16 protein-coding genes are annotated in these 21,022 nt (G+C 42.7%); 10 read left to right on the top strand and 6 right to left on the bottom strand.

Features of this window, described 5'->3' with window-relative positions; all coding sequences use genetic code 11:
• Window positions 1-114: 114 nt before the first annotated feature.
• Window positions 115-690, bottom strand: a complete 576-nt coding sequence (locus JMX48_RS04415) for a DUF2062 domain-containing protein (RefSeq protein ID WP_227687896.1) — start codon at window positions 688-690, stop codon at window positions 115-117.
• A 236-nt stretch (window positions 691-926) separates the two neighbouring features.
• Here JMX48_RS04415 and JMX48_RS04420 point away from each other — a divergent pair, with 236 nt between their 5' ends.
• The 4 genes from JMX48_RS04420 to JMX48_RS04435 all read left to right on the top strand — a co-directional run bounded on the left by JMX48_RS04420 (window position 927) and on the right by JMX48_RS04435 (window position 7,135).
• Window positions 927-3,923 carry a ComEC/Rec2 family competence protein gene (locus JMX48_RS04420; RefSeq protein WP_201534815.1) on the top strand — a complete coding sequence of 999 codons (2,997 nt, stop codon included), beginning with the start codon at window positions 927-929 and terminating at the stop codon, window positions 3,921-3,923.
• A gap of 214 nt (window positions 3,924-4,137) precedes the next feature.
• Window positions 4,138-5,193, top strand: a complete 1,056-nt coding sequence (gene sppA, locus JMX48_RS04425) for a signal peptide peptidase SppA (protein WP_201534817.1) — start codon at window positions 4,138-4,140, stop codon at window positions 5,191-5,193.
• Window positions 5,194-5,386: 193 nt separating this feature from the next.
• Window positions 5,387-6,277 (top strand): alpha/beta fold hydrolase, encoded by an 891-nt coding sequence (locus tag JMX48_RS04430; RefSeq protein WP_201534819.1) that lies wholly within the window; start codon window positions 5,387-5,389, stop codon window positions 6,275-6,277.
• A 72-nt stretch (window positions 6,278-6,349) separates the two neighbouring features.
• On the top strand, window positions 6,350-7,135 hold the full coding sequence (locus JMX48_RS04435; RefSeq protein ID WP_227687897.1) for a CPBP family intramembrane glutamic endopeptidase: 786 nt from the start codon (window positions 6,350-6,352) through the stop codon (window positions 7,133-7,135).
• Between the two features lie 50 nt (window positions 7,136-7,185).
• Here JMX48_RS04435 and dusA read toward each other — a convergent pair whose 3' ends face one another.
• From dusA to JMX48_RS04450, 3 genes are all read right to left on the bottom strand, one after another.
• A complete protein-coding gene (dusA, locus tag JMX48_RS04440) occupies window positions 7,186-8,157 on the bottom strand; it encodes a tRNA dihydrouridine(20/20a) synthase DusA (protein ID WP_201534822.1) in 972 nt (323 codons plus the stop codon).
• Between the two features lie 83 nt (window positions 8,158-8,240).
• The gene (locus JMX48_RS04445) at window positions 8,241-9,542 is read right to left on the bottom strand and encodes an MFS transporter (RefSeq protein ID WP_201534824.1); all 1,302 of its coding nucleotides are present in this window, start codon (window positions 9,540-9,542) and stop codon (window positions 8,241-8,243) included.
• Window positions 9,543-10,027: 485 nt separating this feature from the next.
• Window positions 10,028-11,671, bottom strand: a complete 1,644-nt coding sequence (locus JMX48_RS04450) for a phospholipase D family protein (RefSeq protein ID WP_201534826.1) — start codon at window positions 11,669-11,671, stop codon at window positions 10,028-10,030.
• Window positions 11,672-11,944: 273 nt separating this feature from the next.
• Here JMX48_RS04450 and JMX48_RS04455 point away from each other — a divergent pair, with 273 nt between their 5' ends.
• The 5 genes from JMX48_RS04455 (at window position 11,945) to JMX48_RS04475 (ending at window position 16,693) form a co-directional block, all read left to right on the top strand.
• Window positions 11,945-12,595, top strand: coding sequence for a hypothetical protein (locus JMX48_RS04455; RefSeq protein WP_201534828.1), 651 nt, complete (start codon window positions 11,945-11,947; stop codon window positions 12,593-12,595).
• 280 nt (window positions 12,596-12,875) lie between these two features.
• Complete coding sequence (locus JMX48_RS04460; RefSeq protein WP_201534830.1) at window positions 12,876-14,156, top strand: O-succinylhomoserine sulfhydrylase; 1,281 nt, start codon at window positions 12,876-12,878, stop codon at window positions 14,154-14,156.
• A gap of 80 nt (window positions 14,157-14,236) precedes the next feature.
• The gene (locus tag JMX48_RS04465) at window positions 14,237-14,566 is read left to right on the top strand and encodes a YbaB/EbfC family nucleoid-associated protein (protein WP_201534831.1); all 330 of its coding nucleotides are present in this window, start codon (window positions 14,237-14,239) and stop codon (window positions 14,564-14,566) included.
• A 107-nt stretch (window positions 14,567-14,673) separates the two neighbouring features.
• Window positions 14,674-15,267, top strand: a complete 594-nt coding sequence (recR, locus tag JMX48_RS04470; protein WP_201534833.1) for a recombination mediator RecR — start codon at window positions 14,674-14,676, stop codon at window positions 15,265-15,267.
• Window positions 15,268-15,391: 124 nt separating this feature from the next.
• Window positions 15,392-16,693, top strand: a complete 1,302-nt coding sequence (locus tag JMX48_RS04475; RefSeq protein WP_201534836.1) for a ribonuclease D — start codon at window positions 15,392-15,394, stop codon at window positions 16,691-16,693.
• Between the two features lie 18 nt (window positions 16,694-16,711).
• Here the strand turns inward: JMX48_RS04475 and JMX48_RS04480 are convergent, their stop codons facing one another.
• Window positions 16,712-17,413: an esterase/lipase family protein gene (locus JMX48_RS04480; protein WP_201534839.1), complete on the bottom strand. Its 702-nt coding sequence runs from the start codon at window positions 17,411-17,413 to the stop codon at window positions 16,712-16,714.
• A 133-nt stretch (window positions 17,414-17,546) separates the two neighbouring features.
• On the opposite strand from JMX48_RS04480, the gene JMX48_RS04485 reads away from it, so the two are divergent.
• On the top strand, window positions 17,547-17,978 hold the full coding sequence (locus JMX48_RS04485) for a hypothetical protein (RefSeq protein ID WP_201534841.1): 432 nt from the start codon (window positions 17,547-17,549) through the stop codon (window positions 17,976-17,978).
• 113 nt (window positions 17,979-18,091) lie between these two features.
• On the opposite strand, the gene gcvP is transcribed toward JMX48_RS04485, so the two are convergent.
• A complete protein-coding gene (gene gcvP / locus JMX48_RS04490; RefSeq protein WP_201534844.1) occupies window positions 18,092-20,989 on the bottom strand; it encodes an aminomethyl-transferring glycine dehydrogenase in 2,898 nt (965 codons plus the stop codon).
• Window positions 20,990-21,022 lie beyond the last annotated feature (33 nt).

Raw genomic sequence — 21,022 nt, forward strand, 5'->3', positions numbered from 1 at the left:
TTGTGTCGAACATTTACAAATAGACGCTTAGCATGACTAAACTTACCGTTTTCGACTTTGAACCACCCAAAAAACAGTCTCTGTCAGTGCCATGGTCGAATAATCAAATACGGCCTAATTTTTAGGAATTCTATCAGAAGACTGTTGTTGACGTTTTTGCCAGCTAACCACTGTTTTATAACGCCAGATCGCTTTAAATGCCAATCCACAAATGATGCTGCTTACAATAGCTAAGATTGTGAGTCCTATACAAAAGGCCGCAAGCGATACGGTCCCGCGATAGGTCACGAATGGATTGGCACCATTTGACAGTAACCATAAGCTAAAGTCTGTAATCATGCGAGCGATGAGTCGTAGACTAATCATTGGCGCGTCGATAATTTTGGCACCAATATAGTAGCCTGCGTAAAAAATAGGCAGGCTAGTGAGCGGATTGGTAATCCAAGTCAAACCAAGTGCCATAGGAACATTGGCACGAAAAATTAGTGAGCCTATCAACGCTAATAGCATTTGCCCTGGTAATGGAAAAAAAGCCGTTAGTACTCCAATGTAGACCGCTTTATTCAGACTGTGACGATTGAAGTGCCATAGCCGTGGATCAGCCAAATGCGGTGCGAACAATTTTAAGGTGCGACTTTCCAAGATTTTCTCTGGCGTAGGCAGCAATGCTTTCAGATGTTTTTTGGGCACAGGATCGCCTTTAATCGTTAACTACATTCCGCTCAATCGCATTGATGGGCTGGTAGAAAATCATGTTATTGATAAACAATATAAGTGAGTATATATAGGATAATGATATTAGATTATCGTCATCGCAATACGTCTAATCAGTATAGGGCAATATATATGTAAATGCTATTACCTGACGTATCAGTTGCTGTCTGTAGTCGTATTATAATATTCATCTTATCAAGCAAGGAGCGTTGGTGTACTGGTTGATTGGTAGTTTGATTATTATTGCTATGATGGGGGTTTTGGCAGTCGCGGATAGTCTGCTGATGCCGATTAATCCGTCGTTATTAGGTATATTCAATGCTCCCGTCTTATCTTTATTATTAACCACGATTGCCATTACGTTGTTTGTTATCAAGCAATTTAATATCCCTACAGTCAGCACCAGTAACACACCTCAAAATTTCTTTAGCTATTTGCCTCGTCCTTTCGAACACTCCTTTCGTATCGTTAGTTATCTTTTAATCGCTATATTAGCAATGGCGCTCGTTATTGGCAGTGCCCTGCAAGCGATTGTCAGTCATCAACAGGCAAAAGCAGCAGAAATCACTGAACCGATGCGTGTACAAGCATTAGTGACGATCGAGGGTATAAGTGATAGCGTTTATGATGCGGCTACAAGTAGTGGCTATCGACAAGTTGCTACTATTAGCCATATATCACCACTAGTCACCAAATTAGCGCCTCAAGATTTAGAAGATATTACTGTTCATTATCTAGAAAGTAATAGTAATAGCCTAAGCAAAAATACCGTATATGACAATAAGCATGAGAATAAGCATGACAATAAATACGAGAATAATTCCGATATAAGTAACGGCAATGATAAACAGTATCGAGTGTTGCTGAATGCTTATCCAAAACAATCTTCGTCTGGAGAGCATTCCAATCATAGTCCGTTGGCAAGATTGAATCATTTACAACCCGGAGATCGGTTGTTTATGAGTTTAACGCTTGCACCGCTTGCTACTTCTGAGCAAGTGACAAACAATCCATCTGGTTTTGATAGCTATCGTTGGCTACGAGGGCGTCACATTGATGGCGTTGCAAATATATTGGCGATTAGTCCATCGATTGTGACTGGTGCCAATTCATCAGCAGCTTCCTCTAACTCTTATCTCCAACGTTTTCGTACTCGTATTGATCAAGGGCGGTGGCAATTACGTCAGCATTTTTATACAGATTGGGCAGGGCAGACCACAGCAAACCAGCAAGCAAAAGCGGTGACACTAAGTTTGCTAACAGGTGATCGCAGTTTAATAAATCGTGATACCAAGGACTTATATCAACTGGCTGGTATCTCGCATTTGCTTGCGATCTCCGGCACACATATTTTGTTTTTAGCGATAATGTTGTCTGGCGCAGTTGTATTGATTTTTAATCGGCTATGTCCGATGGTGTATCGTTATGTCCCACGTTGGCAAGTGCGCTGGTGGGTGATGGTTGGCGCCGCTTTTATCTATGCACTATTTACTGGCTTTGATGTGCCAGCCGCACGTACGGCATGGATGTTATTAGCGATAGGTTTGGTACGTTTAACATTATTGCCTATCAGTACGATGCGCGTTTTGTTTGCGCTCGCAATACTGATGGCGTGGCGTGATCCTTACGTACTATGGCAAGCAGGTTATTGGTTGTCTTTTATTGCAGTGGCATTATTACTTCAGTATGACGATAGGTCATACCAAAATGACCAATCTGCTATTATCTCATCCTCTGCCCATACTCAAAGAGCCAATACGGTAAATGCTTTTTTTAAGCGTGTTTGGATTTTCTGTAAAAGGCTGTTCAAATTACAGTGTTGGTTATTTATTACTTTATTACCCATCACCTTGCTACTGTTTGGCAAAGCATCACTGTGGGGTCTTGTCATCAATCTATTTGCGATTGGTCTATTTGGCTGGGTGATTGTACCGCTTAATCTATTAGCAGGGCTTTGTTATCTTTTATCACCAGCGATAGGCGATAGTATTTGGACGCTCGTTATCACAATCGTAGCGAGTTTGCATGAACTGATTATATGGCTAACATCACTACCAGCGCTATCAAAAGCATGGTTATATACGCCAGTGAATGTGGCTATATTGCTCATAGTGTTGCTAAGTATGTTGCCTTGGCTGTTACCGCGAGGGTTCATTAGTCGCTGGTTGGCATTGCCTCCTCTAACCTTATTAATGATGACGGTATATGCCAATCAGCAGTCACTAGCCACGATACCGACATTGTATATTTTGCCGACAGGCGATCGCTATGTGAGTGCCGTGCTGTTGCAGTATCCTATTACAGATGATAAGAAAAATGTCAGCTGGCTATTTTTGGCCGATCACAGACCGACAGCTTCACGAATGATACCAAGTAGTCTGACCGCCGATAAGTTGTCTATGACATTAGAGCAGCAATTAGGTGCCTTATCCGTTGGTACGCTAGAAGGCATCATGGTGCAGAGCGGTAGCGTGGGATTAACGGCGACGCTTACTAATGATATCAATGGTAATAAGGGTAATAGTTCTAATTCGAGCGCTTCTGAGCTATTACCCATGACTGTTGCGCAGTTAAGTCAGCGTCTGCCTGTTAGCCAGTACTGGCAAGCAGGACGCTCTGATCGTTGGCCTGATATACAACGAACCTATAAAGTAGCCAGTCAATCTAATAATAGATTGGATATTAGTGTGCAACGCTGCGACCAAGGCAAGACATGGCAATTACCCAACGGTGATTTAACCATCCAAGCGATGACGGGGTGGAGCAAGATAGACGATGCGAGTGTTTGGGACTGTAGCGTAGCGATTGATAGTCGCTTATCCATACGAGTGTTGAAGTATAATGCCAATGATCCAATGAGGTCGTTACCTGCTAGTGCTCAAACGCTTTCTCAAACCTTTCCTCAAACATTGAATTCTCAACCTCAATCGATTAGCCATCAAACACATGAGTCAGCCTCTCGCATTATTTTGAATGCTGATGCTCATCAGCGTATTTGGCAAATGTGGTCATTGTTATGTTCAGCTGAAACGCTTAACGATAAAAACATATCAAACCATACTACGTGGCTTGGTCACAGTGCATCGCATATCACTGCTGATGTGATAAGTCATCAAAAAGTAAATGAAATCATTACCTATGATGATAAAGGGTTAGAGGCGGCACTGTCGTTAAATACGATTGTCGATAGCATCGGTAAAGCGCCTTAAAAATAGTGCTTATATTGTCAGCGTTACAATATAGTGATATTTCACAGTTATACTATTGAACCATGATTGAAATACCACCATACTTAACCGCCTACGAATATAGATGACTATGATCGTTTGAAAGTAGGTAAAGTAAGCATAAACTTCTTACTTTACCTACTTTCTATGTCATCTTTTTTATCGTTTTAGATTTTTTTCTGACTTAGGAAGTTATATGCCCAACTGGCCACCAGACCCTAACAAACGTTCTGATAATTCGGCAAATCAGCCAACGCCCGTGCAGCAACCCAGCGCGCCAAGTGGACAAGAATGGCGAGTGCTAGAAAACACCTTATTGGCTAGTGTGGTTGAGCAACGCCGCGCCCGTCGCTGGAGTATATTTTTTAAACTATTGACCTTTGGCTATCTTCTGTTCATATTTTTGATGCTTGGACGTGGTTGTAGTGGCTCATCATCTAGTCTTGAAGATATGGACACAAGTGATCCACATTTGGCAGTGGTTGAACTACAAGGTACTATCAGTAGTGGCGATCCTGCCAATGCTTATGATATCAGTGCAGCGTTGACCGAAGCATTTGAAAGCAGCGGCTCAAAAGCGGTGGCCTTAGAAATTAATTCTCCTGGTGGCTCACCAGTACAGTCTGATGAGATTTGGCAAACCATGATGGATTTGCGCAAAGAATACCCAGACAAAAAGCTTTATGCCGTGATTGGTGATATTGGTGCTTCAGGCGCGTATTATATTGCTTCTGCCGCAGATGAAATTTATGTTAATCCATCAAGTTTGGTCGGTTCTATCGGCGTTATTATGCCAAGCTACAACGTTAAAGGATTGATGGATAAAGTGGGCGTAGAAGATCGCACCATCACTGCTGGTGAATATAAAGACATTTTAAGCTTGTCGCGTCCATTGACTGACTATGAAGAAAAGCATGTGGAAAACGTATTGGCCAATACACACAAGCATTTCATCAATGCGGTAAAAGAAGGTCGCGGTAACCGTCTAAAGAATCCAGAAGAAAATAAACTGTTCTCAGGGTTGTTTTGGACAGGCGAGCAATCTATTGCACTGGGTCTAGCAGATAAAGAAGGCAGTATCTCTAGCTTAGAAAAAGAGCTAAAGCTTGATAGTGCCGTGAACTATACGACAATGGATCCATTCCAGTCATTGATGGATCGCTTTGCCATTAAATTGGGTGCAGGTATTGGCTCGAGCGTCAGTTTTGACGGTATCTTACCGAAAGAAGAAGGCACGGCAGAAATGCGTTAAGCGTTTAATATTTTAGATTTAGTGTGTATGATTGTTGAGGCTGAGCATATAACTGTGCTCAGCCTCAATGGTATCTAGGGCGTTTCCTCATATTAAAAATGGTTATAAAAATGAGGAAGCGCTCTCATACCAAACACAAAAATACGATAATCTTGTCAAATTTTTTAGCATACCGATCTAATGAGAGCTTGTTATGAGTGATGAAATCAATTTGCAGACCTTTGCTGTTTTACCTGTATCTAAAATAACAAAGAAGCCCGTGATTCATTTTGCCCATGCTAATGGGATGCCAAGTCGCGTTTATAAGCCGTTTTTTGAGCAGTTGGCAGAGTTTTTTACGATTGAATATATTGCGATGTTGGGTGCCACGCCTGATTATCCCGTAGACGATCATTGGCGCAGTCTCACGCAGCAGATCGTCGATAATGTAAGAGCGGTATGCGAGTATCATGGGGTTACGCAAGTAGTAGCGGTTGGCCATTCGCTTGGCGCCATGTGTACGATACAGGCGTTGTATCGTGCGCCAGAGCTCTTTAGTCAAGCCGTATTGATGGATCCGCCTTGGATTTATGGCAAAGTCAGCTTGTTATGGCATTTAGCAAAGACAGCAGATAGATTGCCCTTTATGAATAATCGTTTGATGGACAAGTTATCACCAGCAGGCGTGTCCAAGCATCGTCGTGACGTTTGGGATAGCCGAGCACAAGCCTATGAAAAAATGCGCCATAAAGGATTTTTTAAAAACTTTGACGAGCGCAGCTTTCAAGGATATATCGATCATGGTTTACATGAGCGCGCGGATGGCAAAGTGACACTGGCTATTCCTAAAGACAGTGAAGTGGCTGTATTTCGTACCAATCCCTCTTGGTATTGGCTCGCACCAAATCGTGCTCCTAAGCTGCCTGTGACATTGATTATCGGTGAGGACAGTATCTTCCTAAAGCGCCAGTTTCCGCAGCAAGTCAAATCACGACTGGGTATTCCTTATAAAACTCATGCTGGCGGTCATATGTTCCCACTTGAGCATCCAAAATCAGTATCGCTGCAAGTCTTAGCATTGATTCAGCAGCAATTACCAAGCTAATCGCTAATTACTAATGATGTTCATTTCATTCTAGATTTAGGCTGGCAGCATACCTTTTTGAGTAATGATTTTATGCTAAAAAATGCGACTTGTTCACACAATCTGATGACAGCGTCTAAGCCGCCGCTATTTTCACGTTTAGGGATATTTCTACTGACGATAGGAATGGTGATGGCCTTTTTTATCAGTCAACTGTTAGGAGTGTATGTCGCAAGCAAATTGATATTGCCAGCCACTAAAAGCACGACAATCGCTGATATATTCTTTTTTGGTAGCAATAACGGCACAGTGGTAAGCATTTCTATCATGATTAGTTGCGTACTATTAGCCGCGCTTAGTATTTTAATCATTCGTTTAAGAGGCGGCAATAGTCGTCGTTATCTAGCGCTAATACCATTTTCTTTTTCGGTGGGTATGGGCATGCTTGGTCTGCTGCTCATCTTTATGATTGGCAGTCAGGCATTGACATATTTGCTTGATGAGACGCCACTGGTATTCGTCGATCCTTTGTACCACTCTGTCAGTTCAGTATGGCTTTTGGTCTTTGCGATGGTGATTGTGGCACCCTTGTATGAGGAGCTGGTCTTTCGCGGACTGTTATGGTCAGCGATCGCAGAGGCGTTCACTACATCATCATCTCCAAAGTATCGCGGAGCAATAGTGGCAAGTATCGTGACGAGTGTTATATTTGCCGTGATTCACGTGCAGTACGGTATCTATGAGATCAGCACTATCGTCGTATTGGCGTTGATATTTTGCTATGCCCGTATGAAATCAGGCTCATTGTTGCTGCCGATATTATTGCATATGATTAATAATGGGGCGGCTATGTGGCAGTATCTCGCGCAAGCCGCTTAAACAACATAACGATTATGCGCATAGCCGTTATGTTATCGCTATAAAGCTGGTTAGGCATCAGGATTTAACGATAAAACCTCATCTGCCGCTCGTTTGATGTCATCGATTATGAGCTGAGGTTTGCCACTTAAAGCCTGTCGCCATTTTCGTGCACCCGTTAGTCCTTGGAATAATCCCAAATAGTGGCGAGTCATCGTCGGCAGCGCTTCGCCTTTAGCGATTTGCGCTTCTAGATGTGGATAAAGCTGCGCTAGAATCTCTGAACGCTTAGGTGCTGGCTCACCCCATAAGCTGTTGGCCTCTGCCAACAAATAAGGATTGTGATAGAACGCCCTTCCAATCATGACGCCATCTATGTGCTGTAAATGCGATTCGATGTCTGTGATCGTATCGATACCGCCATTTATTTCGATATCAAGTGCTGGAAAATCTTGTTTGAGGCGATAAACATCTTCATAACGTAGTGGCGGTATCTCTCGGTTCTGTTTGGGGCTAAGACCTTGGAGCCAAGCAGTACGCGCATGAACAATAAAACGCGTACAACCAGCTTCTGCTACTGTCCGTACAAAATCAACCATAAACTCATAACTATCAAAATCATCAATACCAATGCGATGTTTTACCGTCACGGGAATATCGACAGCGGCTTGCATGTGTTTTACTAGACCTGCAACCGTATTAGGCTCTGCCATCAGGCAAGCCCCAATCTTATTGTGTTGTACACGATCAGAGGGGCAACCAACATTGATATTGACTTCATCATAGCCGTACTGCTGAGCAAATTCTGCGCATTGAGTCATCTCGCGAATATCTGCACCACCAAGTTGCAGCACAACAGGATGCTCAATCGTGTCGAAGCGTAAGTGCCTTTCTCGATTACCGTGTATCAGAGCGCCAGTGCTAATCATCTCAGTATAGAGATGGACATGAGGATTAAAAAGTCGCGCAAAATAACGATAATCAGTGGTCGTCCAATCGATCATGGGGGCAACAGAGAGTCGTTTATTGGTCATATCAACCATGGGTATTAAGCCTTAATATTTAAATGTTTGAATCTTAACTCGAACGTTTAACCTAAAATTGAGAACACAGCATAGGGCACGCCCTAGATAACTTGATCGATTTTTTTGAATTCGGGCAAATTGTAAAAATAAATGCCCATTATGATGCCAATAAAACCGATAAACGTAATATAAAGTGCTGGTGAAAAACTGACATAAGTGGTGGCATAGCTAAGCCCGAAAGGCACCAACACGCCGACAATGCCGTAGGACATATTATAACAAAATGCCATACCGGTTAATCGTACATTGGTTGGAAATAGTTGGACGATGATGGCCGGTATCATGCCAACGATGCCAGCACAAAAACCTAAAAGGGCATACATAATTAGAATGTAGTCACCACTTGACTGTAGATGATAAAAGAATGCAAGTATCTGAACGATTAATAACGTAGAGCCAATGGTTAAAACTTTGCCAAAATTTTGATGGTTAGATATTATTCCATAAAACACACAACCAAGAATCATGAACACGATACCTAGACTGTGTGAGAATCCAAATAAGTCGCTGTCTAGTGTAAAGCGCAATTCAATCAAATCGGGTAGCAAAAGCACGATGACCGTCGTTATGCTAGAAATAATTATAGTAAGAACCATACCGATAAATACTGAATGTTTACAGTGCTTAAAAAGAAGGCTGAGAGGTTTAGGCACATAGTCATCTGGTTTTGAGTTTTTCATTTCAACAAAAAATGGTGACTCATCTATCCATCGCCATGCTAATAAGGGCAAAAGACTCAGGATAGCACCGATGAAAAATGGTAAACGCCAGCCATAATCGGCTAGTTGTTCAGGCGTCATGGTATTAGTTAGCCAAAGAAAAAAGGCGTTTGAGAATAGCACGCCTACATAAAAACTGGCAGTGACATAACCACAGGCTACTGACAAAGACTGTCGAGGAACATGCTCTGCCACAAAAACCCAAGCGAGTGGTGCATAAAGTCCAAATGCCATGCCTTGTATCAGTCGCAATGTAATAAATAAGGCTGGCGCAATCAGCCCCCACTGTGCATAAGTAGGCAGGCAGGCCATCGCCAGCAAGCTGACTGCAGTAACCAATACACTGATCAATAGTGTTGGTTTGCGGCCTTTGATATCACCATAACGACCAAAGAGGACACCGCCAAGTGGGCGTGCTAAATAGCCAATCGCAAAAAGCCCAAGCCCTTGCATCTTTGCAATAGCAGGGTTAGCGTTAACAGGAAAAAAAGCAGCAGCCACAATATCTGAAATATATAAGTAAATCAAGAAATCAAAAAATGCCACTGCGCAGTTAAAACATATAAATAGCAGGGTGTTTTTGTCTCTAGAAGACATTAGGGCATATTGAGAGCGAGAAGGCATAAGAAGTTGTGCATCCACATGTAAAATTGTTCATAAAGACGGTTATTATCTAGGGCGTGTCATCAATTAGCACACTTAATCATTTAGTGGTCTTAAAATGGCTAAATTTTGCCAAACATCGTCAAATAACGGGTTAATATCTCGATATTATCTGCGTTATTTTCCTTGTTTGACTGCCATTTATCTCATTTTAAGCCTCACAATCTAAATGATGACACGCCCTAAATAACTGGCCATAATAAAAAACGACAAACCAGTATAAATAGATAATGATTTGTCGAAAAATAAGATTTTTGAGCTAAAAATTAGTTAAAAAAACAAGCACGTTAATTAAAGGAAATTAAGTTAAAAGTGCTTAAGTTAACAGTAACGGATTCAAATTTTTTGATGCTATTTAAATATTAATCAATGTTAAACACTAATGAATGCATTTTCCAAATAATTTTGAGTGCTAAGCCTTAAGTGCTAAGCCTTAAGCTCTATCACTATAGTAGCCAATCAATAGGTAACCATGACAGGATAGTTAGCCAAACATGATCACTCATATCGACACGCGGCTCTGAGTCGTAAATGACTTCTTTATTATTTTCTATCGTATGCCACTGCAATTTGCCATCATCTAGTAACTTAACTTCATAAGCTTGGCTTAATAATTCATCGCTAAGCGCACCATGTAGCTGTTTTGCAAGTTCATCATCATTGATAATCACGCCCATCTCAGTATTGATATTGGCGGAGCGAGGATCGACATTGTATGAGCCAATGAACACTTGGTAATCATCAACAGCAAAGGTTTTTGCGTGCAAGCTGGTTGAGGATTGACTGCGAGCTTTCCACAGCTTGTTTTCGCGCTTCTCTTCAGATGCCGTGGATTTGAGCTCGTAGATTTTGACGCCGGCACGAAGCAAATCAGGACGCCATTGACTATAACCAGAATGAACGGCAGTCACATCAGTGGCATCAAACGAATTGGTCAAAATCTTGATATCGATACCAGACTCAGCCAGCTCTACCAAGGTATTGACACCGTTTTTGGTCGGTACAAAATAAGAGGAGATGATCGTTAGTTTTTTGGTTGGGCTACCGAGTAAAGTACGTAGCTGATGCACCAAATTGGTCTCAGATGGGACCGTTTTGGTTAATTTGCCAACATCATCACTCAAAAACTGCATGTCCGTCCAGCGAAAAGGCACGCGCTTATTGATCAAATCATTGTCTATCGTGGACTCTTCAATAGCGGATTTATAAACCGTTAAGTTGCTACTATTACTGTTTTTTTCTTCGTTACCAAGCTTGTCGAGCCCTTTTAAAAAATCAGGTGTTTCACTGCTATCAGGTGTGACCAAGGTTTCGATATCGAATGCTAACGACGACGACCAATAGCTTGCAAAACTGTTATCAACATCTGCGACGACTTTACCGATGAGCAAGACATCCAAATCTGCAAATTGGCTACTTTTATCGTTACTTAGATACTCGTTACCGATATTACGTCCACCAATAATGGTAATTTGCTTATCAAAGGTCATGCTTTTATTGTGCATACGGCGGTTGATACGCGGTAAACCTGTGACAAAATTTAAGGTTGAAAACTTACGGTGCATCAAAGGGTTGATGATTCGCACCGCGATATTGGGGTGGCTGGCAAATCGTAATAGATGCTGGTCAAGTTTGGCATTACTATTAAAATCATCTAAAAGCAAGCGCACAATTACCCCGCGATCAGCGGCTTTCCATAGACTTTTCAATAACAGCTGACCCGCTTGATCATCATGCCAAATATAATATTGCGCATCGATATTGCGTGTGGCCATATCCGTTAATATGGTGCGCGAAGCAAAGGCATTGGCACCAGTCACAATGGGATGATAGCCTGATAAATCGGGATGAATATCGTTTTGTTCGCTAATTGCTTCAACCAAATCGATATTATTGGTTTCAGGGTCTTCACCTTGTTCGATTTGTTGGTTGCTTTCTTTTTCATATAAGTCATTCACACGTGCTGATAACGCGATGCTTTCAGGCAAATGTGGCTGTTTTGGTAGCACTTGGCATCCACTAAGACCCAAGGTAAGTCCCAGTATTAGACTCAACGATACATTGCTAGGTTCTATACTGAACATTGACATAAATAAATTACCTTAGTGAGCCTTAATATAGTGAGAGTTTGTAGCAAACGAGCTGGAATCAACCGTCTTTTTTTACAGATGATAGCACTGATTATGAGGCGTATGATAATATCACTTAAGGCAAAGCTCAAATCGCCGCTAAGCTTACCAGTTGTCGCTATTTCTGCCTATTATAAATACGTTATTTTTATTAGTAGAAACTTGAGATTTTCGCTTTAAGCCAATCTTGATTTAGCAATAGTGCCCAATAAATTGTGATTGAAGGATAAGGGAATGATGGCTTATCAATTGGGCGGAGGTTTATTGTCAATCAAGTTATGGGTAGCGGTTCTTGCAATAGTATTGCTATCGGCGTGTACTTTAAAAACGGAAATGCCTCCAGTCAATCCCAATCCTACTGACGAAATAATTATTTATGGCTCTCTACCTGCAGATCAGGCATTGGATGTGCAAATGACTGCGCGATTTGAATCGAAAAGTAAATTTTGCGGAAACTATGTAGATATTTCACATGTTTATCAACTCAGCGAAACGCTGAAGATCCATATAGAAAAAACTGCCAATCAATACCAAGCGCGTTTCTTTCGTGATGCTCTTAGTAAAGGAAGGTGTGATTGGTCATTGGTATATGTGACAGCCGAGTTGACTCACAAGGATGCTGGAAGCGATACGCACACATTTTACAACGCTACTCCCAAGGACTTGGCTACTAAGCACTATGCCAATGTCATGCATAACGAAGAAGATTATTTGCTTGAAGTAGAGTGTGATGTCAAACCGAGCAACCCATCAAACAGCAACAGTGAGGGCGAAGCGTCAGCCCAAAAAGGTTTAGATTGTAGCAATGGTCGAGGGATGTTCTTGATGCCTGAAATCCATAAATATCATGTTAACTATGATTATACTGGGCACAGAATTTTTTGAATTTGGACTTTGAATTTAGGCCTTTAATTCAGAAATAGTATCAAGCCAGAAATTTTTTTGGTAAGTTTTACTAAAGGATAGAGATTTAAGGGTACAAGTTTAAGGATATGAAAGCATCCGTTAATATCGGGACTCATGAGGTTTATAGATGCTTGATAGATAGCGACATGATATTATAAAACAGCATTCAACTTTCTGAATTAATGATTGGTAAAAAGTTATTGGCAAAAAGAAATAAAATATTTTTAATGCAATTAAAATTAACGATGATGGATTAGTTATGAGTAAGTCGCAAGTGCAAGAAGATAGCAATTTAGATCCAAACTGGCGCTCTGACGCGCTAGATTTGAGCTTAGATTACGGTATGCAAACGATCGCCGTACGCGCGGGGCAACATCGTACTGATGAGGGCGAGCATTCCGAGCCGATATTCACTACTAGCTCTTACGTTTATCAGTCTGCGGCTGACGCGGCGGCACATTTTGATGGAACCAAAACTGGTAATGTTTATTCTCGTCATACCAATCCTAGCGTGCGAACTTTTGAACGTCGTTTGGCAGCACTCGAGAATGGCGAACGTGCCGTTGCCACGGCTTCTGGCATGGGCGCGATTTTGACCATGTGCTTGGCATATCTAAAAGCAGGCGATCATTTACTGGCCGCCAATCAATTATTCGGCTCCTCCATTGGCTTATTCAATAATTATATGGCCAAATTTGGGGTTGAAGTTAGTTATGTTGATTGTTTCGACAACGATGCATGGGCAAATGCCGTTCAGCCAAATACCAAGGTCATTTATTGTGAAAGCCCGAGCAATCCGCTGGCGCAGATTTGCGATATTGATTATCTAAGTAAGCTGTGTAAAGCCAACGATATTTTATTGGTGGTCGATAACTGCTTTGCCACACCTGCACTTCAGCGTCCATTAGATTTGGGCGCTGATGTTGTCATCCACTCTGCCACCAAATATTTAGATGGACAAGGTCGTGTGCTGGGCGGGGCGTTGGTTGGCAATGATAAGTTGATGCAAGAAGCATTTACGGTGGTACGCTCAGGCGGTATTAGTATGAGTCCGTTTAACGCATGGGTCTTTACCAAAGGCCTTGAAACGCTTAAATTGCGTATGCAAGCGCATTGTCAAAATGCCAATCAAGTAGCAGAATTCTTAGTCAACCATCCCAATGTCAGTACGGTGCATTTTTCCGGTTTACGCGATCATCCCGCGCATGAGCTTGCGACGCGTCAACACCATATGAAAGATGGATATGGTGCTATCATGGGTTTTGAAGTCAAGCCGTCTGCCAGCTCTGATTCAAAAATTCTTGATCCAAAAGCCGCTGCTTGGCACGTGATTGACTCCACACAAATGGTTTCTATTACTAATAATTTGGGCGATGCCAAAACCACGATTACCCATCCTGCGACCACCACACATTTTCGCCTGACCGCTGAAGCACGAGCAGAAGCAGGTGTCAAAGATGGTCTTATCCGGCTATCGGTTGGTCTCGAAGATGTGGAAGATATTATTAAAGATTTGGCGCGTGGTTTAGACAGTTTATAAAGATAGCGGTATAATGCGGTCAGTATTTTATTTCAAACTTTAAAGTATCCCATTCATTATTATAAGACAAAGAGGCAACTATGAATATTCAAGCATTGATGCAACAAGCCCAAACGATGCAAAAGAAAGTCGAAACGAACGTTGAAAATGCCAAGAAAGAGCTGGCGAACAAAGAAGTACACGCCGAAGCGGGCAGTGGTTTGGTAAAAGTAACCATGACAGGTCGTCATGTGGTTAAGCGTTTGACGATTGATCCAAGCTTGTTAGAAGATGAGCCAGATATGATCGAAGATTTAATCGCTGCTGCCATTAATGATGCGGTTCGCCAAGCCGATGAGTTATACGAAGAAACTATGGCTGGCGCGACGTCAGGTATGGGCTTGCCACCCGGTATGCAAGGCATGTTTTAAGCGTTAAATACTTCATATTGAAGACAAAATGGGGTTGTTATCGACATGATACGACCCCATTTTTATAGCTACGGTTTTTTAAATCAAGTTAAATAAAGGAAGACACTTTGCTGACAGCCAAATTTGATCAGCTGGTCAAACAGCTGCGTATCTTGCCGGGTGTGGGACAAAAAAGCGCCCAACGTATGGCGCTGCATTTACTCACTAAAAAACGCCCACAAGGCATTGCACTTGCGCATGCTCTCGATGAAGCGATGCGTGATATCGTTGAGTGTCAGCGTTGTCATAGTTTTAGTGATGAGATGATTTGTCCCCTGTGTCAAGATCCGAGGCGTGACGATGGATTATTGTGTGTGGTAGAGACCGCAGCAGATGTCATGGCGATCGAGCAAACGGCAGGCTACCGTGGACGTTATTTCGTCTTGGGCGGGCATTTATCACCGATTGATGGTATTAGTGCTGACGACTTAAATATTGATCAGCTGGTCTGGCGGGTCAAACAAGAACCAGTCGAAGAGCTGATACTGGCAACTGGCACGACGGTCGAAGGGCAGACCACCGCGCATTTCATTAGTGAAGCAGTTAGTCGTCATGTCGATAAAGTGACACGTTTGGCGCAAGGTGTACCGATGGGCGGCGAGCTTGAGTATCTTGATAGTATGACGCTTGGACAAGCGATGCAAAATCGCTCTTTTTTATAACACTGAAGTCTTAGTCGTTTTATCTCATGATATTGTTATAATAGTTTTATGACTATTTCTTATCCCATTTTATTAAAACGCTATTGAGCGTTTTATTTTCTTTTATTTATGCAGGTATCTGCCCGTGTCCAATAACGCTTCAAACCCTCAAAAAAATATCACTGATATCACTGACGAATTGTTAGAGACGTCATCTAGTATTGATATATCGTCAGTAAATTCACCTTCACAAATAGATATCGATGCACTGTTAAATATGGCGGATGATGTTGATGTCACTTGGGTGCGCGAGCAAAGCCAATTGGATGAGGTGATTGATGCGTTAGCCAATTGCGGGCGTGTTGCATTAGACACAGAATTCATTAAGCGTGATACTTATTATCCACGCTTGGCACTGGTACAGCTAAATACGGGCGACCATATCTATTTGCTAGATGCGCCGCAGTTGCAATTAGCCGAGCTTTGGCAGGCGCTTGCTAAGGTCGATGTCGCTATTTGGCATGCTTGCGGTGAAGATTTGGGTATTTTTTATCTGTTGTCTGGTTGTCCACCATTGACCAATATTTTTGATACGCAAATTGCGTTGTCTTATTTGACCGGTCAATTGCAAATGGGTTATCAGCAAGCGCTTGCTGACCAATTGGACATACACATTGATAAAGAACAAAGCCAATCGGACTGGTTACAACGTCCGTTATCAGATGAGCAGGAACAGTATGCCATTGATGATGTACGATTTTTGCCAGCGCTCTATTTAAGTCTTGAATATAACCTAAAAAACCAAGGCCTCTTTGAGTATGTATGGGCGGACTGTCAGCTTTATGCCAGCGATTTACATGCCGCTCAGCACGTCGAAGATGAAGCGATGTACCTAACAATGGCAGATTATCGCTATAACGCGCAGCAAATGGCGATTTTAAAAGCGGTGGCGACTTGGCGAGAAGAGCTGGCACGTGCGACCAATCAGCCACGTACCTTTGTCATCAAAAAACAAGCCGTACGCGAGATTATCACTGAAAAGCCGAGCAATATGCGAGAGTTGGCACACAAAACCACGATGCACCGTAGCATGTTGCGACTGTATGGTGAAGAGTTGCTTAAGGTGATAAAAGACGCCAAAAACCTTCATCCTGCTGAATATCCAGACTGTCTGTTGCCGCCTTATCGTTCAAAAAACAAAGTCCTGTCAAAAGCAGTAGAACAAGCGATAGATGATCAAGCAGAAACGATTGGCGTGCCTGCTAACGTATTGATGCGTAAAAAATGGCTAGGGCAGCTGTACGAATTGATTGCTTTTGATAAAGAACTAAGCGAGCTACCGCAAGGGTTAAAAGGCTGGCGCAATGAATGGGTGGTGCATACGTTGATACCCGTTATCGAAAAACACAAAACTGAATTGCAGCAAGGGATGGGTATCAAAGTTTAATGAGTTCTATCACCTTTATTAATCGGGTATTTCGTGATTAAAGTGCCCGTACTCCAGAAAATAGCAGGTCTGCTCCGCGACTTGCTTATTAACCAACATGCCAGTATGTGAGACTGGCATGACGATATGATCAGCTGCCTCCTCGATTTTCGTCTCTTCTACATATACTGTGCCATCATGTATAAGCTGATGCACTGGTAACAGCTTGTCTATTTTGCGCTGTTTGCGATTATGGTATTGCAAAAAGAATTGCCCCAAACCATAAGGCTGACTACCAGCAATCACACCAAGAATAATGTATTTCGGTAACGGCGCTACGGTTCCATCTAATGCATCAATATATGAGCGACCCACCACAGCGGGCGTTAATCGCCAAATATAATCGGCACAAACGCTACCTATATGTGGTGTTCCAAGGGTGACACAGCGCCCAATCTGCCACTTGGGATACTGCACAACAAAATCACGAATAATCAAACCGCCCAAACTATGACCAACCAAATCTATGGGCTGATCAGAATGGTGGTTTTGTTCTAGCCACTCATTAAGACGGGCACTATTTACCTTGATACCATCACGCATACTACGATAGCTATATTGGTGGGTATCAAACCCTGCCGTTTGTAAACGTTTGGCTAATGGTCGCATAATCCAAGCAGTTTGATGCAGCCCATGAATCAGAATAACGCGGTTTTTATGTCTCAAAGCTTTTTGTTGCATAATAATATCCAAATCAGTAATATCATAAACTCTATCATCAACGCTTGTTGATTCAAATGAGCGGATAGACAATCTACTTATAGTAGCGCTTTAGGGGTAACAGTTGTCAAATTATCTTGGGTTTTCTGTCTTCATGTTAGCTATTTTTTCACTGTCAGGTTGTACTACTTATAGAGTAGAGGTACCAGAAACGATAGCAGTAAGCGAACCTCTAGCAGCTAAGCCACCTCTGCAAATTGCTACTTGGTCGCCAACCAAATATAACGGTCGATTTACCGCTATGGGGCTTGGCTATTTAACAAAGTTTAATAACTGTCTTACTTTAACTATGAATCCTAAAGAGCTGCCGACGAAAGACAATACTTTGTTGTTGGTATTAGCGGATACTTCCTTTTCGTGGGATGTAGCTAAAGAAGTGCTACTATTTGAAGGAAAGTCCTATGAGATTGGCGACGAGCTTTATCTTGGCGGTGCAGCGTTTACGTATCCTAACGCTAATATCACTGATCAAGTAAAAGTGAACTGGATAGAATGTGGATTAGATAAAGGTTGGCTGGGTGGTTAAGTTTAGGCAGTAATTAGAAATTTTGACAAAGTACACGCAAAATAAAAACCGCCAAATCAGCTACTGACTTGGCGGTCTTTTATATATAAGTGATCGTTTATCGAAAACCTCGATTACATATAGTTTTCGATACTTGGGCAAGAGCACATTAGATTCTTGTCGCCATAGGCATCATCGACACGTGCCACACTTGGCCAGAATTTATTGGCACGAATATAAGGCAGTGGAAATGCTGCTGTCTCACGACTATACGGATGTGTCCATTCGCCATTGATTACCATAGCAGCGGTATGCGGGGCGTTGACCAATGGATTATTCTCTAACGTCCAGTTGTCTTCGCCCGCTTTGGCTTTGAGTGCTTCCGCTTTGATAGATTTTAGGGCATTGATAAAGCGATCAAGCTCTTCTTTGGACTCAGATTCTGTCGGCTCAATCATCAAAGTACCCGCTACTGGGAAACTCATGGTTGGTGAGTGGAAACCATAATCCATCAAGCGTTTAGCGATATCGCTTTCAGTGATGCCAGTCTCTTCTTTTAACGGGCGAATATCGATGATACATTCGTGAGCAACGCGGCCGTTTTTGCCTGTATATAAGACAGGGTAGTGGTCTTTAAGCTGAGCTGCCACGTAGTTGGCGTTCAAGAGCGCCAGTTCAGTCGCCTTGAGCAAACCATCGCGGCCCATCATGGCAATGTACATCCATGAGATAGGCAAAATGCTCGCTGAGCCATAAGGCGCTGCCGATACTGCTGAGCAGTCTTTTTGTGCATTATGGACAGGGCTTAAGGTATGGTTGGCCATAAATGGTGCCAAGTGTGATTTCATACCGATAGGGCCCATGCCTGGACCGCCGCCGCCATGTGGGATACAGAAGGTTTTGTGCAAGTTCATGTGTAGCACGTCTGCCCCGACATCCGCAGGCTGCATCATGCCTACCTGAGCATTCATATTAGCGCCATCCATATAAACCTGACCGCCATGTTTGTGTATAAGGTCGCAGATATGACGAATGCCTTCTTCAAACACACCATGTGTCGATGGGTAGGTAATCATTAACGCACCCAAACGCTCGCTATGTTCTTCACATTTAGCGGTCAAGTCTTCGATGTCAACGTTGCCATTTTCATCGGTTTTGACTACAACCACTGTCATACCCATCATCATAGCGGTAGCAGGGTTGGTGCCATGTGCTGACATTGGAATCAAGCAAATGTCACGATTGGTCTCGCCAAGTGATTCATGATAACGACGAATCGCCAGCAATCCAGCATATTCACCAGACGCGCCAGAGTTTGGCTGCATGGACACATCGTCAAATCCAGTGATGGCTTTTAATTGATCTTGTAAGCTATCAATCATGGCAATGTAACCTGTGACTTGATCGCGCGGTGCAAAAGGATGCACATTGGCGAACTCAGGCCAAGTGATTGGTAGCATCTCGCTGGTCGCATTGAGCTTCATCGTACAGCTACCCAAAGAAATCATACTGCGATTCATCGCCAAATCTTTGTTTTCAAGCGATTTTAAGTAGCGCAGCATTTCATGTTCGGTGTGATGCGAGTTAAACACGGGATGCGTCAAAATATCGTCAGTACGTAAATGGGCGCTATCAAGAGACACAGTAGCCGCTTCAGGTAGATCATGTGATTTACTGACAAATAACTGAGTCAAAACCTTGAAGTCTTGCTGATCGCTGGTTTCACTAAAGGCAACCGCCAATTTTTGGTCGCCAAGACGCCATAAGTTATAACCAACATTGTCGGCATTTTCAAAGATTTGTGTCGCCAATTTCTCTGAACCACAATCAATAACAACGGTGTCGAAGAACTGATCATGTACCACGCTTAGATTGCTATCATTGGCTTCTGTAATAACCGCAGCAAAGGCGGCGGCAAACGCATGAATACGGGTCGCAATACGCTTAACACCTTTTGGGCCATGATAAACGGCATACATACCCGCGAGGTTGGCGAGCAATACTTGTGAAGTGCAAATATTTGAGTTGGCCTTTTCGCGGCGAATGTGCTGCTCACGAGTTTGTAATGCCATGCGTAGAGCCGTATTGCCTTGCGCATCTTTTGACACACCAATGATGCGGCCAGGTGCAGAGCGCTTGGCTTTGTCAGAAAAAGCAAAATAAGCAGCGTGTGGACCACCAAAGCCCATTGGAATACCAAAACGCTGGGTGCTACCTAGCGCCACGTCTGCGCCCATGTCAGCTGGTGATTTTAATAACACCAAACTCATGATGTCACTCACGACACTGACGTATGTTTTATTTTCTTTTACTGCACTGATGACGTCCGTTAAGTCTTTAACGTCACCCTCAGAACCAACATATTGAAATAACGCACCGAAATAGTCGCCAGATTTGGCTGTTTCAAAATCACCAACGACCACTTCCCAGCCGAAATATTTGGCACGGGTATTGATGACATCTAGCGTTTGTGGATAAACACGATCATCGACGAAATACTGGGTTGATTTACTTTTGCTCACACGCTTGGACATTGCCATGGCTTCCGCAGCTGCGGTGGCTTCGTCAAGTAACGATGCGCCAGCCAGCTCCAAACCTGTTAAATCAATACAAACTTGCTGGAAATTAAGCAGAGCTTCTAAGCGACCTTGGGCAATTTCAGCTTGATAAGGGGTGTAAGCGGTGTACCAGCCTGGATTTTCAAGGACATTACGCTGAATAACCGCAGGCATGCGTACAGGCGAGTAACCTTGACCGATATAGCTTTTATTGACAGTGATATTGTCAGCCATCTTACGCAGTTTGGCTAAAGCGGCATGCTCGCTCATTGCTAACGGTAAATCCAATGCTTTATGCAAACGTACTGGCTCAGGCACGGTATCGTTGATAAAGCTTTCCATGTCTTTATAGCCAACAGCGCTAAGTAGATCAGCTTGCTTGGTGTCATTTGAGCCTAAGTGGCGATAGACAAATTCAGCTTCGTTAAATAAACCTTGAAAGGTATCAAACGTTGGGTTTTGAGAGATAGTCATGACAATCCTTGGTTAAGGGAGTAATAAAAGTAT

The organism is Psychrobacter immobilis, assembly GCF_904846225.1.
Taxonomy (GTDB): Bacteria; Pseudomonadota; Gammaproteobacteria; order Pseudomonadales; family Moraxellaceae; genus Psychrobacter; species Psychrobacter immobilis_F.

Excerpts from the sequence above, each read along its gene's own strand:
- JMX48_RS04455 (WP_201534828.1), top strand. The coding sequence starts at position 11,945 with ATGATGGCTTATCAATTGGGCGGAGGTTTATTGTCAATCAAGTTATGG.
- JMX48_RS04465 (WP_201534831.1), top strand. The coding sequence starts at position 14,237 with ATGAATATTCAAGCATTGATGCAACAAGCCCAAACGATGCAAAAGAAA.
- JMX48_RS04460 (WP_201534830.1), top strand. The coding sequence starts at position 12,876 with ATGAGTAAGTCGCAAGTGCAAGAAGATAGCAATTTAGATCCAAACTGG.
- JMX48_RS04450 (WP_201534826.1), bottom strand. The coding sequence starts at position 11,671 with ATGTCAATGTTCAGTATAGAACCTAGCAATGTATCGTTGAGTCTAATA.
- JMX48_RS04435 (WP_227687897.1), top strand. The coding sequence starts at position 6,350 with ATGCTAAAAAATGCGACTTGTTCACACAATCTGATGACAGCGTCTAAG.
- JMX48_RS04485 (WP_201534841.1), top strand. The coding sequence starts at position 17,547 with ATGTTAGCTATTTTTTCACTGTCAGGTTGTACTACTTATAGAGTAGAG.
- JMX48_RS04430 (WP_201534819.1), top strand. The coding sequence starts at position 5,387 with ATGAGTGATGAAATCAATTTGCAGACCTTTGCTGTTTTACCTGTATCT.
- dusA (WP_201534822.1), bottom strand. The coding sequence starts at position 8,157 with ATGGTTGATATGACCAATAAACGACTCTCTGTTGCCCCCATGATCGAT.
- JMX48_RS04480 (WP_201534839.1), bottom strand. The coding sequence starts at position 17,413 with ATGCAACAAAAAGCTTTGAGACATAAAAACCGCGTTATTCTGATTCAT.
- gcvP (WP_201534844.1), bottom strand. The coding sequence starts at position 20,989 with ATGACTATCTCTCAAAACCCAACGTTTGATACCTTTCAAGGTTTATTT.
- JMX48_RS04445 (WP_201534824.1), bottom strand. The coding sequence starts at position 9,542 with ATGCCTTCTCGCTCTCAATATGCCCTAATGTCTTCTAGAGACAAAAAC.
- sppA (WP_201534817.1), top strand. The coding sequence starts at position 4,138 with ATGCCCAACTGGCCACCAGACCCTAACAAACGTTCTGATAATTCGGCA.